We start from the raw sequence: 15019 nt of genomic DNA on the forward strand, positions 1-15019 counted from the left end.
GTATCTGCCGCGTGTCGAGCCCGAGGGCTTTTGTATCGGGAGTTGGCCGCCGCCTCCGGGGATACGTTGCGGTACAAAAGCACGAGCAAAACGTCGCCTAAGCTAATTCCAAAATAGTATTTATATTAATTTTTTAAGATCGTTTAGCTTTATGCCAATCCAGAGCGCCGGGCTTTCCAGCCGGGCGTTTTTTTGGCGTTGGGCTGGCCGATTTCCGGTCACGATCTGACGCCCGACTTTTCAGAACCTGTGAGTGAGTGTTCTTGCAGGTGGTTTGCCGGGAGCGCCTGTGACAGTCATTCAAACCCCGTTGGCACCAGACAGCGAGTCTGCGCAATGGACCATTCAACCCGGCGTCGAGCTTGAGCAGGACGGCGATGTGGTGCTTGAACTGCGGGCCGTCACCAAGACCTACCTGCGCCAGAAAGGCGCGGCCACCTTGCCGGCGGTCAACGACGTCAGTCTCAAGGTGCGACGCGGTGAGGTCCTGTGCCTGATGGGCACTTCGGGCAGCGGCAAGTCGACCTTGCTGCGCCACATCAATCGTTTGATCGAACCGACCCAGGGTGAAGTGCTGATCGAAGGCCAGGCCATCAGCGAGTTGAGCAGCCGTGCGCTGCGCACGCTCAGGTCACGGCGCATCGGCATGGTGTTCCAGCATTTCGGCCTGTTGCCCCATCGCACGGTCCTGGAGAATGTCGCGCTACCCCTGGAGTTGTGTGGCGAGCCGGAAGCCATCCGCCTGGCGGCGGCCGCCGTGCAACTCAAGGCCGTCGGCCTGGAGGGCTGGGGCGAGCATTACCCCCGCGAGCTGTCCGGCGGCATGCAGCAACGCGTCGGGCTGGCCAGGGCGTTGGTGACGGAGCCGGACTTCCTGTTGATGGACGAACCTTTCAGCGCGCTGGACCCGACGATCCGGCGAGACCTGCAACGTCATTTCCTGGCGCTGGTCCGTGAGCGCGGGATCACGACACTGCTGGTCACCCATGATCCGGCCGAGGCGATCCGCCTGGCCGACCGCATCGCGGTGCTGCGCCGGGGGCGCCTGGTGCAGTTGGGGACGCCGCAACAGCTGCTTGAGCAACCGGCCGACGCCGAAGTGGCAGATTTCTTCCGCGATTGCCAGCCCGCCTCATCCGCGCCCGTCGCTGTGAACAGCCTGGCGGTACACGCCGCGCAACCGGAACTTCGCGAGCAGCCGGCCACTGCCGGGTTGCCATGGTGGCAAGCACTGCTGCTGGGGCCGGCGGCGTTGGCGGCGCGGGGCAAGGGCGGCTCCTTCTGGAGCACCTATGCGCTCGAACTCGCGGCCCTGGCCGCGTTGGGGCAGGGCGTTGCCAGCGCATCCTGGTGGCTGGTTCCGGTGGCGCTGCTCGTGCTGGCAGCCAGCCGTCTGACGGCGATTTCCCTGAGCCGTCATGCCTCGCGTTTCAGCCCCTCCGGTTGGCTGCTGCCATTGGCGGTGGTGCTGGTGTCCCAGGCGCTGGTGCTGTGGCGCGTGCTGACGCCGGAAACCACCCATGCGCTGTTGCAGTTTCCCATCAACCGCCAGGCCATGCTGTTGACCGCGCAAGGCATCGACGACTTCATCGGCTGGTCGCAAATCACCTTCGAAGGCGCATTCGTGGGCGTGATCGTCGCCGTGCGCACGGTGATCGAGGGCGTGGAAAACATCCTGGGCTGGTTGCCATGGCCGGTCTCGGCGCTGGCGCTGGTGTTCCTGGCCTGGCGCTCCGCCGGATGGGCCTTGGCGCTCACCAGCGCTGCCGCCTTGTTGTACATCGGTCTGTTCGGCTTCTGGGAGCACACCATTGCCACGCTGGCGCTGGTGGGTTCCTCGGTGCTGATCGCCCTGGTGCTGGGTGTGCCCACCGGCATCGTGCTGGCCAAGCGACCGCTGGTGCGCCGCCTGGTCACGCCGTTACTGGATGTCATGCAGACCCTGCCGACCTTCGTCTATCTGATTCCCGCTGTGGCGTTCTTCTCGGTGGGCAAGACGCCTGCGGTGATCGCCACCGTGATCTTCGCCCTGGCGCCGATGATCCGCCTGACGTCGCTGGGCATCCAGGAAGTGCCCAAAGACGCGGTCGAAGCCGCCGTGGCACACGGCGCCAGCCCCTGGCAGACCCTGATCAAAGTGCAGTTGCCGCTGGCCCGCCGCTCGCTGCTGCTGGGGATCAACCAGACCATCGTGATGAGCCTGTCGATGGTGGTGGTTGCGGCCCTGATCGGCGCCGGCGGCCTGGGTTACGACGTCATGACCGCGCTGCGCAACATCAAGGGCGGCGAGGGCGTGCTGGCCGGCATCGCGATTGTCGTGTGCGCGCTGATCCCCGACCGAATCATTCAATCGAGCTTGCGCAAGCAAGACCACCTCCACCACTGACAGTGAGATTTATCGTGAAGACACGCCTATCGCGCACCCTCGGCACAGCGGCATTGCTGGCTTCCCTGATCGGTTCCGCCACGGCCATGGCCAAGGACAAGATCGTCATCGGCGAACAGAACTGGACCGGGGCCATCGCCATCCAGCACATCCTCGGAGAAGTGCTGCAAACCCGTCTGGACGCCGACGTTTCCTACCTGGCCGGGGATGTCCCGGTGCTGTTCAGTGCGGCGTCCAAAGGCGACGGTTCGGTCGACGTGCTGACCGACATCTGGCTGCCCAACCAATCCGCGGCGTGGGCCAAGTACGTCACCGGCGGCACCCGCTCGCTGGTGCCGAACAAGCAGCCCTATGTGGGGGAGCAAGGCTTCTACATCCCCGGCTATCTGCAGGACAAATACGGGGTCAAATCCGTGTATGACCTGAAGAAGCCGGAAGTGGCCAAGCTCTTCGAACCCCTGGGCGGTGGCAAGGCCCAGTTGCTGGTGGGGCCGGCGGGTTGGGAGTCGACCTACATTGGTCAAATCAAGGCCAAGGATTACCAGTTCGCCGATAAATTCGAGTCGATTTCCACCGAGGCTGCGGTGACCTATTCGAAACTGGCGGCGGCCTACAAGGCCCAGCGCGGCGTGGTGTTCTATGCCTACACCCCGGACTGGATCTTCTCCGCCTTCGACCTGCGTCGCCTGGAAGAGCCGGCCTTCGACGGTTATGCCCAGGACAACAAGAAAGGCGATCCGCTGTACAAGGCCGATGGCTGCTGGAAATTCATCAGCCCGACTGTGGACCCGGACTGGCTGAACAAGAGCCAGATCACCTGCGCATTCCCGGATGCCAAGGTCTACGTGCTGTCCTCCGTCGCCCTGCAAAAGCGGGCACCGAAGATTGCCGAGTTTCTGCAGAACGTGGCCATCGAGCCGTCGCAGCTCAATGACCTGATCCTGAAGATCGAGAAGGAAAAACAGCCGGCCGATGTCGCGGCCAAGGCCTGGGTCAAGGCCAACCCTGCAATCGTCGACCAGTGGCTGGCCGGTCCGGCGCAAAAGCTGAGTGCCAACTGATGAGTGCATCGAACCTGCGTTTGCTCGACGGCGGCATGGGCCGGGAATTGCAGCGCATCGGCGCGCCTTTCCGCCAACCGGAATGGTCGGCGCTGGCGTTGATCGAATCCCCGGACTTCGTGCTGCAGGCCCACCGCGCGTTCATCGCGGCCGGTGCCCGGATCATCACCACCAACAGCTACGCGGTGGTGCCGTTTCACATTGGAGAAGAGCGCTTTGCCGAGCACGGCCGAACCCTGGCTGAACGGGCCGGACGCCTGGCGCGTCAGGCGGCGGATGAGATTGCCGAGCCGGTCACGGTGGCCGGTTCGTTGCCGCCGGCCCTTGGCTCGTACCGGCCGGACTTGTTCGATCACGCGCGCAGCGTCGACATTCATCGGCAACTGATTGCCGGGTTGCATGACCACGTGGATGTCTGGCTGGCGGAAACCCAAAGCTCGATTGCCGAGGTTCGCGCGGTGCATGAAGCGCTGGGGGCGGATTCGAAGCCGCTGTGGTTGTCTTTCACCTTGCTGGACGACCCCGATGGCGCGCCGCGTCTGCGCTCCGGTGAGGCGGTGGGCGAGGCGGTGCAGATTGCCGTCGAGCTGGGTGTCCAAACCGTGCTGTTCAACTGCAGTCAGCCGGAAGTCATGGGCGGTGCACTGGTTGAAGCGCAAGCGGTTATCCAGCGCCTGGGTCAAGCCCTTGAACTCGGGGTGTATGCCAACGCGTTCCCACCGGTCAACAGTGAGGCCAAGGCCAACAGCACCTTGCTGGAGATCCGCGCCGACCTGACCCCGGCCTCCTACCTGGACTGGTCCCGCACCTGGGTGACCGCCGGCGCCAGCATCGTCGGCGGTTGCTGCGGCATTGGGCCGGAACACATTGCGCAATTGCACCAGCACCTGGTCTCGCCAGCGCCTGCAATTGTCTGACCCTACGGTTGACGGCAGGGCAGACAACACCCCCTGTCGGTTCTGCTGAACTGCGCGTCGCCCGGGATGTTCCATAGCAGAACATCCCGGGAGCGATGCCGCCATGAGCCACTTCGAGAACTTGCTGACCCCCCTTGACCACCGACGGCTTCTCGCCCTCGATGCCTGGCATCGTGCACTCGATGACTGCACGCTGCGCATGAACTGCCCCAACACCTACCACGACGAGCTGCTGCGTCAGGCCGACGAGATGGATCGTAACGGCCTCATCGATTGGCAGGAATGGCGTGACCTGCGGCTGGAAGCGGATCAGGCGTATCTGCGGGCGGTGGCGGGTGAGGATTACCATCCGCCGTGTTCCGGTGGTCTGAACGTTTCATAACGCAGGAGGCGACATGAGCGAGCAACTGCGATTCGGTATCGAGGAAGAGTATTTCATCACGGATCTGGTCACGCGACAGATACCTGGGCGAAACCCGAGTGCCGTCAGCGACGTCTGCCGCGCAGCCTTGGGTCAACATTTTGCCTGCGAGATGTTCCAGTCCCAGATTGAAGTGGCTTCACCGGTGTTCACGGGGCTGTCCCAGGCGGCGGATTATCTGGGGAATGCCCGTGGCGCATTGCAGCAGGCGCTACAGCCCTTTGGTCTGGGTCTGCTGAGTGTCGGCAGTCATCCCCTCGCTGACTGGCGTGGGCAACGCCCCACCGCTGACCCTTATTTCCAGCAGCTGTTCGACGATTACCAGCATGTCGCCCGCCGCAGCCTGCTTTCGGGCCTGCACGTGCACGTGGAAATTCCGGCTGACCGAGATCGCATCCGCATCATGAACGAGGTACTGCCCTGGACCCCTTTGTTGCTGGCACTGAGCAGTTCGTCGCCGTTCTGGCAGGGCGATGACAGCGGTTTCGCCAGCTACCGCCAGACCGCCTGTGACGAGTGGCCGCGCATGGGGATTCCAGAGTTGCTGGAAGATCAGGCCGCCCTGGATGCCTATGTTGCGTTTCAAGTGGCCAGTGGCGTCATCAAGGACGCTGGGGGGTGTTGGTGGGCCATTCGGCCATCGGTACATTACCCGACGCTCGAACTGCGGATGACCGACGCTTGTCCTCGCCTGGAGGACGCCCTCAGCCTGGCTTCGCTGTTTCGTGTGATGGTCGCCCACGCCGTCGCCCAGCCCCGTGCGGGCGCGCATTACTCGGCGAAATCACGCTGGCTCGTGATGGAAAATCGCTGGCGGGCGAAACGGTCGGGACGTGACGCCGCGTTTCTCGTCGAAGGTTTCGACTGGGCGTTTACCCTTGAGCAATGGTTGTTCCTGGCCGAGCAAACCCTGGGTGAGACTGCCCGACTGATGGGTGTCGAGCATGTTTTCGGCGACCTGCGTCGCATCATTCTGGAGGGGACCAGTGCCGACCGACAACGCCGCGTTTACCAAGCCTGCATCAGCAGTGGCGATTCACCCGAACAGGCACTTTCGCGGGTGGTTGATGATCTGCTGATGGAAACCGCACAACCCGTTGTGCGGGTCGATCCCAAGGCATTGGCAGCGGCACTGTGAAGGCTGCGCCCTGATTGAGGGCCGATGGCTCGTCCATGAACATCCCCAGATCTGTGTGGATTATCGGGTGTTCAACCAGCGTTCGAAATCCGCTGGCGGCATCGGGCGTCCGTAGAGATAGCCCTGGGCCTGGTCGCAACCGATCGCCCTGAGGAATTGATCCTGTTCCAGGGTTTCGACTCCTTCGGCAATGATCCTGAAGCCCAGCGCATGACCCAGTTCGACGATGGTCTTGGTGATGGCGACATTGCTCGGGTCATGGGGCAAGTCGGTGATGAAACTGCGATCGATCTTGATGTGGTTGATGGGCAGGATCCTGAGATAAGCCAGGGACGAGTAACCGGTGCCAAAGTCATCGATGGCGGTCGTGATGCCCAGGGTCTGCAAGGTGCTCAGCACTTCCCTGGAATGTTCGGGACTGGCCATCATCAGGCTTTCGGTCACTTCCACTTCCAGGACGCTGGCGGGCAGGTCGAACAGGTCAAGCGCACACCTCAGGGTTTCGACATAATCGCTGCGGTCGATCTGCAGCGCGGCGACGTTGACTGCGATGACGCCGCAAGCCAGGTCAGCGTCCATCCAGCGCCTGATATCCCGGCAGACCGTGTCGACCACCTGTTCGCCGATCTGAATGATCAAGCCGGTGCTTTCCGCCAGCGGAATGAAGGCGGCAGGCGAGATCAATCCTTGCGCAGGGTCGCGCCAGCGGATCAGGGCTTCCGCCCCCGCGACGGCGTAGTTCTGCAGGTTTATCTTGGGCTGGTACCAGACCTCGAATTCGCGATTGAGCACGGCGCGGCGCAAGAAGCGTTCGCTGTTCATGCGTTCCTGGGCGCGCAACGTCATCTCGGGTTGGTAAAAGCGGTAGTCGTTGCGCCCGCCGTCCTTGGCGCCATACATCGCCGTGTCGGCCTGCCTGAGCAGCAGTTCGGCGGTTTGGGCATCCTGGGGGGAGATGGAGATGCCGATACTGGCGGTCAACAAAGCGGAGGCGCCTTTCAGGTCAAAGGGTTCCTGCAGCGAGGCGAGCAATTTCTTGGCGGTGATGATCGCGTCAACCGGGTGGGTCAGGTTGTTCAGGATCAGGGCAAACTCATCGCCACCCAGGCGGGACACCGTGTCTTCGGCGCGCACGCATGCGAGAAAGCGGGCCGCCGTCTGCTGCAGCAACAGATCGCCCATGGAGTGGCCCAGGCTGTCATTGACCGTCTTGAAACCGTCAAGGTCGACAACCACCACCGCCAAAACCTGGCTATCACTGAGGGACCGATCCAGCGAATGCTGCAAGCGTTCATGGAACAGCGACCGGTTGGGAAGGGCGGTCACTGGATCGTAATGCGATGCCCGCTCCAGATCGGATCGAGATTGATTGATCGCCGACATGTCCGAAAACACGGCAACGTAATTGATGATGTTGCCTGCGTCGTTGTACACCGTGTTGATGGTCAGCCACTGGGGATACAATTCGCCGTTCTTGCGCCGGTTCCACAGCTCTCCTCGCCACAGGCCCATGGTTTTCAGGCTCTGGATCATGTCGCGGTAGAAGGCATTGTCCTGTTGGTCCGAGACGAGAATGTCGGGCTTGAAGCCGATCGACGCTTCGGCAGCGAACCCGGTGATGCGGGTGTACGCGGCATTGACCGACAGGATATGGCCCCGGGCATTGGTGATGATCACGCCGTCGGCGGTATTGTCCAGCACGATGCCCGCCAGGCGCAGCTGCTCGCTGCTCTGCTTGCTGGCGGTGATGTCGGTGGAAATCCCCAGTACGCCGGAGGGCTGGCCGGTTGCGCCGCGCAGCACGCATTTGGTAGTCAGAAACGTGCGTGTCGTGCCCTCATGCTCCACACGGTCCTCGAAGCGCAGGATGGCGCCGGTGGACAGCACTTTCTGGTCATTTTCGCGCAGCATCCTGGCGTCGGCGCTTGGCAGGTAGAATTCTCGCGTGTGGCCTTCCATTTCTTCGAACGTCACGTTGGCCACCTGTTCGAACATGCGATTGCACAGTCGCAGCCTGCCGTCGGTGTCGTACACATAGATGAGCGAAGGCGCGTTTTCGACAATGTCCGACAGCAGGGCGGTCTGGGTCTGCAAGGCCTCCTCGGCCAGCCTGCGGTCGGAAATATCGCGCACCACCGCATAAAGCATGGGCTCTTCGGCGAGATTGACCGAGCACAGGGTCACCTCGGTTGGGAAGACCGTACCGTCGGTGCGTTTATGCAGCCACTCGAAACGGTGCACGCCATTGGTCAGTGCTGTGCTCAGCATCGCCTGCGCCTTCACCGCCGAGGATTGTCCATCGCTTTGGTAGTCGGGTGAAATATCGGTTGGCTGGATGCCCCGCAAACTGGAGGGGTCGTCAAAGCCGAAGGCGCGCGTCGCGGCGGCGTTGGCGTCTATGCAGACGCCGCCCTGGCGCAGAATCCAGATCGGGTCGGGCGAGCGCTCGAACAAGGCGCGGAACCTGGCCTCACTGTTGACCAGTGATAACTCGACCGTGCGACGTTCTTCGATTTCCCGGGCCAGTTCCGCATGGCGCTGGTGGATCAGGCGGTTGCTCTTGCCCAGTTGCGCCGTGAACCAGGTCATCAGCACGGTGCCGGTCAGGGCCGCGACGAAGAGCGGCGATAACACCAGCGTGCTGGACGGCCAGTCCAGAGTTTCACCCTGGGCATCCAGCGCGCCCAGAATGACGGAGACGACCAGGCCGCACAGGAAAATACCGGTGGGCACCACAAGCCCGCGCCACCGACTTTTGTGCACTTCAGCCAGGCCATGTCTGCCGTTTTCAGCCCCATCGGCTCTCGTTTTTCCCAATGCATCATTCCTTTGAATCCATGCAAGGCACTTGCCTATCACCTGACTGGCGACGGGGGGCGAAAGTTTCGATGAATATTGACTGAACCCCTGCCTGAAAGCGGACCTAACACCGTATGATCCGGCGCCTTACGCCACTCCAGCCCAGGCTCTTACCATGACCCACCCTCGCATCGGCTTTGCCTGCCAGTACAAACACCCCCAGCGTGACCAGTCGGTGTCCGGGCTGAAGTTGCTCGAAGGGCCGTTCAACCCGCGCACCACCACCTTGCGCTGGATGGACGGAGTGGCGCCGCAGGTGGCGCGCGACAAATTGCTGGAAGTGGTGCTGCACAACCTGGCGGCTCAATTGCGTTTGCTGGCCTACGTCGGCGAATTGCCCTCGACGTTGCGCATGCTTCGCCTCAGCAGTGACCTGCTGCCGTTCTACAGCCATCCCAAGGTCCGGGATTTTTACCGCGACCCAGGGGTCGAGCGGCAACTTGTGGAAGGGTTCGCGGCGATTGGCGATCTGGCGCGATCTCTGGATATCCGCCTGTCGTTTCACCCCGGCCAGTACTGCGTGCTCGGTTCGGACAACCCGGGGGTGGTGGAAAACAGCCTGGCGGAATTCGAGTACCACGCCGACATGATCCGGATGATGGGTTACGGCCAACGCTTTCAGGATCTGAAGTGCAACGTGCACATCGCCGGGCGCCTTGGGGTCGAGGGAACCCGAGCCACCTGGGCACGGTTGTCGGAAGTGGCCCGCAACTGCATCACCTTCGAGAACGACGAAAAGACCTATGGCCTGGACCATTGCCTGCAAGTCGCAGACCTGGCGCCGGTGGTGCTGGATATTCACCACTGCTGGATCAACGAGAACGACTACATCGACCCCGATTCCCCGAGGGTGGCGCGTGTGATCGAGAGCTGGCGCGGCGTACGCCCGACGATGCACTACTCGCAGCCGCCGGAACACTTGCAGGCGTCGGGTTTTGACGCCGAGCACAAGCTGGAGATGGAGGCGTTGTTGAAGGTGGTGTCGAAGCGCGACCTGTACGCCCACAGCGACCAGATGTGGAACCGCTGGACCAACGACTACGCGCTGCAGTTTTTCGACCGGTTCGACATCATGCTCGAAGCCAAGGACAAGAATCTGGCGGCGTTGGCGTTTTACGAATATGCCAGGTCCGTTGCCAAACTGTGACGCGGGCTCGGACCACCATCGCGAGCATGCTCGCTCCTACAGGGAATCCGGGCGGTACGCCTTCGGTGAAACCCCGGTCCTTTCCTTGAAACACCGATAAAACGTCGACAGCGAATTGAAGCCCGCCGCACTCGCAATTTCGTCGATGCGCGCCGTCGTCCCCTGGGCCTTTATCCGTTCCAGCGCCTCATCCAGGCGCAACTGGTTGAGCAGCGCGTAAAAGGTCTGGCCGCGAACCTGATTGAGGAAAAACGAAATCTGGTTGCGCGTGTACCCGGTCGACGCGGCCACATGGGACAGGTCCAGCCGGGGATCGAGAAAGGGCTTGGACTGCTCGAAATACTGCTGCAAGTCATTGGCCAGCGCCCCGATCTGCCGGGCGGACAAGCCCAGGCGACTGACCGCACCAGCGCTGGAGGCCGGGCGGGGCACCGACGGCGCCTGGCTGACCAGCACCGCATGTTCGTTGACTTTGACAATCAGCCCCTGCCTGATCGACAGCGCTTCCACCGTGCGAAATGAAACCAGGCCCTCGCTGCCGTTGAGCGTCACCTGGTATTGCAGAAATGCCGTGTCGCCATCGATGCGCAGGCGGTCGGTGTAGGTCTGCAACTCCTGCGCTCCCAGCGGCATGCTGGCGCCGAGGTAGTCGCGCAGTTGCTCGTAGTCCAGGGTGCGGTTCTGCAGGAAGTCGTTGTACTCCACCGCCGGGTCATACAGCGCCATTACCGCATCGAGGTCACGGCGCTTCCAGGCCTGGTGATAACGCACGGCGACCTCGTGGGTCTGCGTGCTGGCAGGGTCGGGCACGAAGGTCGCGGTGGTGGGTAAATCCAGTGCTTGCACAACGAACTCCATGGCGCGGATGAGGGCAATGTCCAGAGTATTCCAGAAGCGTCGGTTTTCCGCCCGTGTCCGCTGCGAGGTTCGCCACGTCGGCACCCCTGTGAAAGCGCCGGCCATTGCTTTAGCGTCAGCCCATGAAATTTTTGGAGCCTGCGCCCATGACATCCCACTCCGCGAACCAGTCCCTGGCCGATGCCCGGCCCCACCCGGTCTGGCAGGACACGCGAGTCGACCTGCCTGTGGCCCCTCGCCTGACCGGCGATGTCTCGTGCGATCTGGCCATTGTCGGCGGCGGTTTCCTGGGGTTGTGGACGGCGCTGATGGCGCGCCAGCGCTGGCCCGACGCGACGGTTGTGGTGCTGGAGGCCGGGCAGTGCGGCGGCGAAGCCAGCGGGCGCAACGGTGGATTTTGCGCGCCGAGCATTTCCCACGGGGTGGCCAATGCGCTGAAACGCTGGCCCGGTGAAGCCGAGCAACTGGTGCGCCTGGGCCGGGAAAACCTGGATGCCTTTGAGCAGGATCTGCAGCGCTACGCCATGGATGTCGCGTTCGAACGCAAGGGCAAGCTCAACGTCGCTCATCAGCCCTGGCAAGTCGAGGGGCTACGTTCGATGCAGCGCAACTACGAACGGTTCGGTATTGTCTGCCAGTACCTGGAGGGCGATGGGCTCAAGGCGTACCTCGACTCGCCCGACTATGTCGCGGGGGTCTTCGAGCCCAACTATGCCTTGCTCAACCCGGTGAAAATGGTGTCGGAGCTGCGGCGGGTGTGCCTGGCGCAGGGCGTGCAGCTGTTCGAACATTCTGCGGTCAGCGCCTTGCGCCAGGACGGTCCCGATCAGGTGCTGGAAGCCGGCCTGGGCACGGTCAAGGCGCCCAAGGTCGCCCTCGCCACCAACATTGCGCCACCCTTGCTGGGTTCGCTGAAGTCCAAAGTCATCCCGATCTATGACTACGCCCTGGCGACCCAGCCGCTCGACGACGCACAGTTGCGCGCCATCGGCTGGGTCGGGCGCTACGGCATTGCCGACAGCGGCAACCAGTTTCATTACCTGCGCAAGACCGAGGACCACCGGATTCTCTGGGGTGGTTACGACGCCATCTATCACTTCGGCAGTCGGCGCGATGAGGCCCTGACGCAACGTCCCGCCAGCTTCGCGACCCTGGCCCGGCAGTTCCAGTCGGCGTTCCCGGCGCTGGCCGACGTCAGGTTCAGCCATGCCTGGGGCGGCATCATCGACACCTCGGCGCGCACCACGATGTTCTGCGGCACCTCATCGAACGGGCGCGTGGCCTATGCGCAGGGGTTCACCGGGCAGGGGGTGTCCGCCAGCCGTTTCGCCGCGTTGACGATGCTCGATCTGCTCGAGGGCAAGCCGACCGAGCGCACGAAACTGGCGATGACCTCCACCGCACCATTTCCGTTTCCACCCGAGCCCCTGCGGTATGCGGGCGTGTCGTTGGCACAGCGTTCGCTGGCCCGCGAAGACCTCACCGGGCACCGCGACTGGCTGCTCAAGGGCTTCGATGCACTGGGCATCGGGTTCGATTCCTGACTGAAGTGAGTATGTCCATGAACAAGCCTGAACACATCATCGATTTCGCCAACCCCGAACTGCCGGCCGTCGAGCTGGAAACCCGCGATCCGGCGCTGGTCGACACGCCGTATCGCAGCCGCAGCTGGCGGCATTTCGTCGACCCGCAGAAGAAAGCCACCGCCGGGATCTGGGAAGCGCCCGAGCACCTCGAACGCTGCGAATGCGACTACGACGAACTCTGTCACCTGCTCGAAGGGCATGTGCGGCTGACCGATAGCCAGGGTGTCAGCCAGGAGTTCAAGGCCGGCGCCACGTTCGTGGTGGCGGCAGGGTTCAAGGGCACCTGGGAGAACCTCACGCCGGTGCGCAAGGTGTTCATGATTCTGCGGGGGTGAGATTTGCTTTGGATGTTCTGGCCCCATCGCGGGCAAGCCCGCTCCCACAGGTTTTGTGAACGCCACAGATCCCTGTGGGGGCGGGCTTGCCCGCGATGGGGGCCGCACTACCACCAACAATCTCGTCGACCAACACTCAACCCACCCGCGCAATCATCTCCAGCTCGCGCATCAGCCAGTCCGAAAAGGCCTTGGCCAGATCATTGTCGCCCCGTGGCGGCATGATGATGAAGTAAGGGTGCGGGGCCGGGAACTCGATGTCGAACAGCCGGATCAGGGTGCCCTGGGCCAGGTGCTCGCCCGCCAGGATGTGATCGCTGATGGTCACGCCGGTACCGGCGATGGCCGCGTCGATGGTCAGGGAGGCGTTGGGCAGGTAGATGTTCTGCCGGCCCTGGAGGCTGGGAATGCCCGCCGCCAGGAAGTAGCGGCTCCAGTCGTACCCTTCGTCCTCGTGCAGCAACACCTGCCGTTCCAGGTCGCGCGGTTTGCGCAGGGGTTCGCTGCCGTTCAAAAGGCGCGGGTTGCCCACCGGGAAATACATGATGTCGCCCAGTGCCGCGATCCGTTGGCCCTCGACCTGGCTGTCACCGAACGAGATCACCATATCCACGTTCGGCGTGGCCTGCTCGATCGGCAGCATGTAGAGCGACACGTCCGGGTAATCACGCAGGAAGCGGTCGAGGATTTTCGAAATGCGCGCCAGCAGCGCCGGGGCGCAGGCAATGCGCAGGCTGCCTGAGGGGGTCGAGGTGGGCAGGGCGGTCTGGATATCGCGCAATTGCTCGAACGCGCCGTTGACCAGTTGGCTAAGCTTTCTGCCGGCCGAGGTCAGATGTACGCCTTTACCCTGGCGCTCCACCAGGGCCACTTCCAGCTCTTCTTCGAGCTTCTTGATCTGATGGCTGATCGCGCTGTGGGTCACGTGCAGTTCCAGCGCGGCACCGCCGGTGCTGCCTTGTCGGACGAGGGCGTCGAAGGCGCGCAAGGCGATCAGGGAGGGGAGGCGACGCGTCGCTTTGAGAGCCATGTCTGCTCGTTTTTCGGTTAGTTGAATTCACATGAAACCTAGAAAACAAATCATTTGATGTCAATCTGGTTTGTCTTGAAGATGGCTCCAAGCGTCAGTCACTCAACCGGTTCCACGAGAGGGATGTTCGATGTCGGTTCAGCAAGAGCATTTTGTCGACCTGTTACGGCTGGGCAAGTCCTACGGTGAAACCCGTGCGTTGAGCGACCTGACCCTGCACATCAAGCGCGGCGAATTCCTGACCCTTCTCGGGCCATCCGGCTCCGGGAAAAGCACCACCCTGATGATGCTTGCCGGGTTCGAGCAACCCACCGAGGGCCGCATCGAACGCAATGGCCAGGACATCACACACCTGCCGGCCGACCAGCGCGATTTCGGCGTGGTGTTCCAGGGCTATGCGTTGTTTCCACACATGACCGTGGCACAGAACATTGCCTACCCGCTGAGGGTGCGAAAAATGCCCGCCGCGCAGATCACCGAGAAAGTCGGGCAGATGCTGGAAAGGGTCGGCCTGGAGGGTAAAGGCAATCGCGGTATCAAACAGCTTTCCGGCGGACAACAGCAGCGCGTGGCGCTCGCCAGGGCGTTGGTGTTCGAGCCTTCCTTGCTGCTGCTCGACGAACCATTGTCCGCCCTCGACCGGCGCCTGCGTCAGGAGATGCAGGTCGAGCTGGCGCGCATGCACAAGGAGTTCGGCACCACGTTCGTGTTCGTCACCCACGACCAGGAAGAAGCCCTGGCGCTGTCGGACCGCGTTGCCGTGTTCAATCACGGGCGACTGGAGCAACTGGGCACACCGCAGGAAGTCTACGAGCGTCCGGCCAGCCGGTTCGTGGCCAACTTCCTCGGTGATACCAACCTGCTCGGCGTGCAGGGTATCCGCCGCCATGAAGACACACTGGTCTGTGACTACCAGGGACGGGCGCTGGTGGTCACCCGTGGCGCCGACCCGGTGGCAGTCAGCAACGCCGGCCAGCACTTTCTGGCGATCCGTCCCGAACATGTCGATCTGCAACCGTTCACCCAGGCCGGCGGCGGCAACGGCGTGGTGGCCCGGATGGAAAAACTGACGTACCTGGGCACCCATGTCAGCGTCGACATGCGCCTTGAAGATGCGCAACCGATGGCACTGCGCATTCCGGTCAGCCACCCGATGTTGAGCACCCTGGAGCGCGGCCAACCCTATTGGTGCGCCTGGTCACGGCACCATGGCCACCTGATTTCGGCCTGACAACAATATCTGGCAATACACCCAATAAAAAACTGGTTCGATCACCTGCC

General features: G+C 62.7%; 12 protein-coding genes. 9 read left to right on the top strand and 3 right to left on the bottom strand.

Going from position 1 to position 15019, the window contains the following annotated elements:
* Positions 1 to 343: 343 nt before the first annotated feature.
* The 5 genes from QIW53_RS00395 to QIW53_RS00415 all read left to right on the top strand — a co-directional run bounded on the left by QIW53_RS00395 (position 344) and on the right by QIW53_RS00415 (position 5923).
* Positions 344 to 2386, top strand: coding sequence for an ATP-binding cassette domain-containing protein (locus QIW53_RS00395; RefSeq protein WP_371048067.1), 2043 nt, complete (start codon positions 344 to 346; stop codon positions 2384 to 2386).
* An 86-nt stretch (positions 2387 to 2472) separates the two neighbouring features.
* Positions 2473 to 3447 (top strand): ABC transporter substrate-binding protein, encoded by a 975-nt coding sequence (locus QIW53_RS00400; RefSeq protein WP_371048068.1) that lies wholly within the window; start codon positions 2473 to 2475, stop codon positions 3445 to 3447.
* Positions 3447 to 4364 carry a homocysteine S-methyltransferase family protein gene (locus tag QIW53_RS00405; RefSeq protein ID WP_371047736.1) on the top strand — a complete coding sequence of 306 codons (918 nt, stop codon included), beginning with the start codon at positions 3447 to 3449 and terminating at the stop codon, positions 4362 to 4364. Before QIW53_RS00400 ends, QIW53_RS00405 begins: the two co-directional genes overlap by 1 nt.
* Before the next feature lie 103 nt (positions 4365 to 4467).
* The gene (locus QIW53_RS00410) at positions 4468 to 4746 is read left to right on the top strand and encodes a hypothetical protein (protein WP_371047737.1); all 279 of its coding nucleotides are present in this window, start codon (positions 4468 to 4470) and stop codon (positions 4744 to 4746) included.
* Positions 4747 to 4759: 13 nt separating this feature from the next.
* Positions 4760 to 5923 (top strand): carboxylate-amine ligase, encoded by a 1164-nt coding sequence (locus QIW53_RS00415; protein WP_371047738.1) that lies wholly within the window; start codon positions 4760 to 4762, stop codon positions 5921 to 5923.
* Between the two features lie 60 nt (positions 5924 to 5983).
* On the opposite strand, the gene QIW53_RS00420 is transcribed toward QIW53_RS00415, so the two are convergent.
* Complete coding sequence (locus QIW53_RS00420) at positions 5984 to 8656, bottom strand: sensor domain-containing protein (protein WP_371047739.1); 2673 nt, start codon at positions 8654 to 8656, stop codon at positions 5984 to 5986.
* Between the two features lie 241 nt (positions 8657 to 8897).
* Here QIW53_RS00420 and QIW53_RS00425 point away from each other — a divergent pair, with 241 nt between their 5' ends.
* Entirely contained in the window at positions 8898 to 9929 is a 1032-nt protein-coding gene (locus QIW53_RS00425) for a UV damage endonuclease UvsE (protein ID WP_371047740.1), read from the top strand.
* Positions 9930 to 9965: 36 nt separating this feature from the next.
* On the opposite strand, the gene QIW53_RS00430 is transcribed toward QIW53_RS00425, so the two are convergent.
* Positions 9966 to 10775, bottom strand: coding sequence for a helix-turn-helix domain-containing protein (locus tag QIW53_RS00430; RefSeq protein ID WP_371047741.1), 810 nt, complete (start codon positions 10773 to 10775; stop codon positions 9966 to 9968).
* A 158-nt stretch (positions 10776 to 10933) separates the two neighbouring features.
* Between QIW53_RS00430 and QIW53_RS00435 the strand changes: the two genes are divergently transcribed.
* Positions 10934 to 12331, top strand: coding sequence for an NAD(P)/FAD-dependent oxidoreductase (locus QIW53_RS00435; protein ID WP_371047742.1), 1398 nt, complete (start codon positions 10934 to 10936; stop codon positions 12329 to 12331).
* A 17-nt stretch (positions 12332 to 12348) separates the two neighbouring features.
* Positions 12349 to 12708: a cupin domain-containing protein gene (locus QIW53_RS00440; RefSeq protein WP_371047743.1), complete on the top strand. Its 360-nt coding sequence runs from the start codon at positions 12349 to 12351 to the stop codon at positions 12706 to 12708.
* A 136-nt stretch (positions 12709 to 12844) separates the two neighbouring features.
* Here QIW53_RS00440 and QIW53_RS00445 read toward each other — a convergent pair whose 3' ends face one another.
* On the bottom strand, positions 12845 to 13738 hold the full coding sequence (locus QIW53_RS00445) for a LysR family transcriptional regulator (RefSeq protein WP_371047744.1): 894 nt from the start codon (positions 13736 to 13738) through the stop codon (positions 12845 to 12847).
* 130 nt (positions 13739 to 13868) lie between these two features.
* Here QIW53_RS00445 and QIW53_RS00450 point away from each other — a divergent pair, with 130 nt between their 5' ends.
* Positions 13869 to 14969, top strand: coding sequence for an ABC transporter ATP-binding protein (locus QIW53_RS00450; protein ID WP_371047745.1), 1101 nt, complete (start codon positions 13869 to 13871; stop codon positions 14967 to 14969).
* Positions 14970 to 15019: the final 50 nt, after the last annotated feature.

It is taken from the genome of Pseudomonas fluorescens, from assembly GCF_041354075.1.
GTDB lineage: Bacteria > Pseudomonadota > Gammaproteobacteria > Pseudomonadales > Pseudomonadaceae > Aquipseudomonas > Aquipseudomonas fluorescens_CE.

Coding starts and splice junctions, on each gene's coding strand:
- QIW53_RS00405 (WP_371047736.1), top strand. CDS start 3,447: ATGAGTGCATCGAACCTGCGTTTGCTCGACGGCGGCATGGGCCGGGAA.
- QIW53_RS00410 (WP_371047737.1), top strand. CDS start 4,468: ATGAGCCACTTCGAGAACTTGCTGACCCCCCTTGACCACCGACGGCTT.
- QIW53_RS00415 (WP_371047738.1), top strand. CDS start 4,760: ATGAGCGAGCAACTGCGATTCGGTATCGAGGAAGAGTATTTCATCACG.
- QIW53_RS00425 (WP_371047740.1), top strand. CDS start 8,898: ATGACCCACCCTCGCATCGGCTTTGCCTGCCAGTACAAACACCCCCAG.
- QIW53_RS00440 (WP_371047743.1), top strand. CDS start 12,349: ATGAACAAGCCTGAACACATCATCGATTTCGCCAACCCCGAACTGCCG.
- QIW53_RS00435 (WP_371047742.1), top strand. CDS start 10,934: ATGACATCCCACTCCGCGAACCAGTCCCTGGCCGATGCCCGGCCCCAC.
- QIW53_RS00400 (WP_371048068.1), top strand. CDS start 2,473: ATGGCCAAGGACAAGATCGTCATCGGCGAACAGAACTGGACCGGGGCC.
- QIW53_RS00450 (WP_371047745.1), top strand. CDS start 13,869: ATGTCGGTTCAGCAAGAGCATTTTGTCGACCTGTTACGGCTGGGCAAG.
- QIW53_RS00445 (WP_371047744.1), bottom strand. CDS start 13,738: ATGGCTCTCAAAGCGACGCGTCGCCTCCCCTCCCTGATCGCCTTGCGC.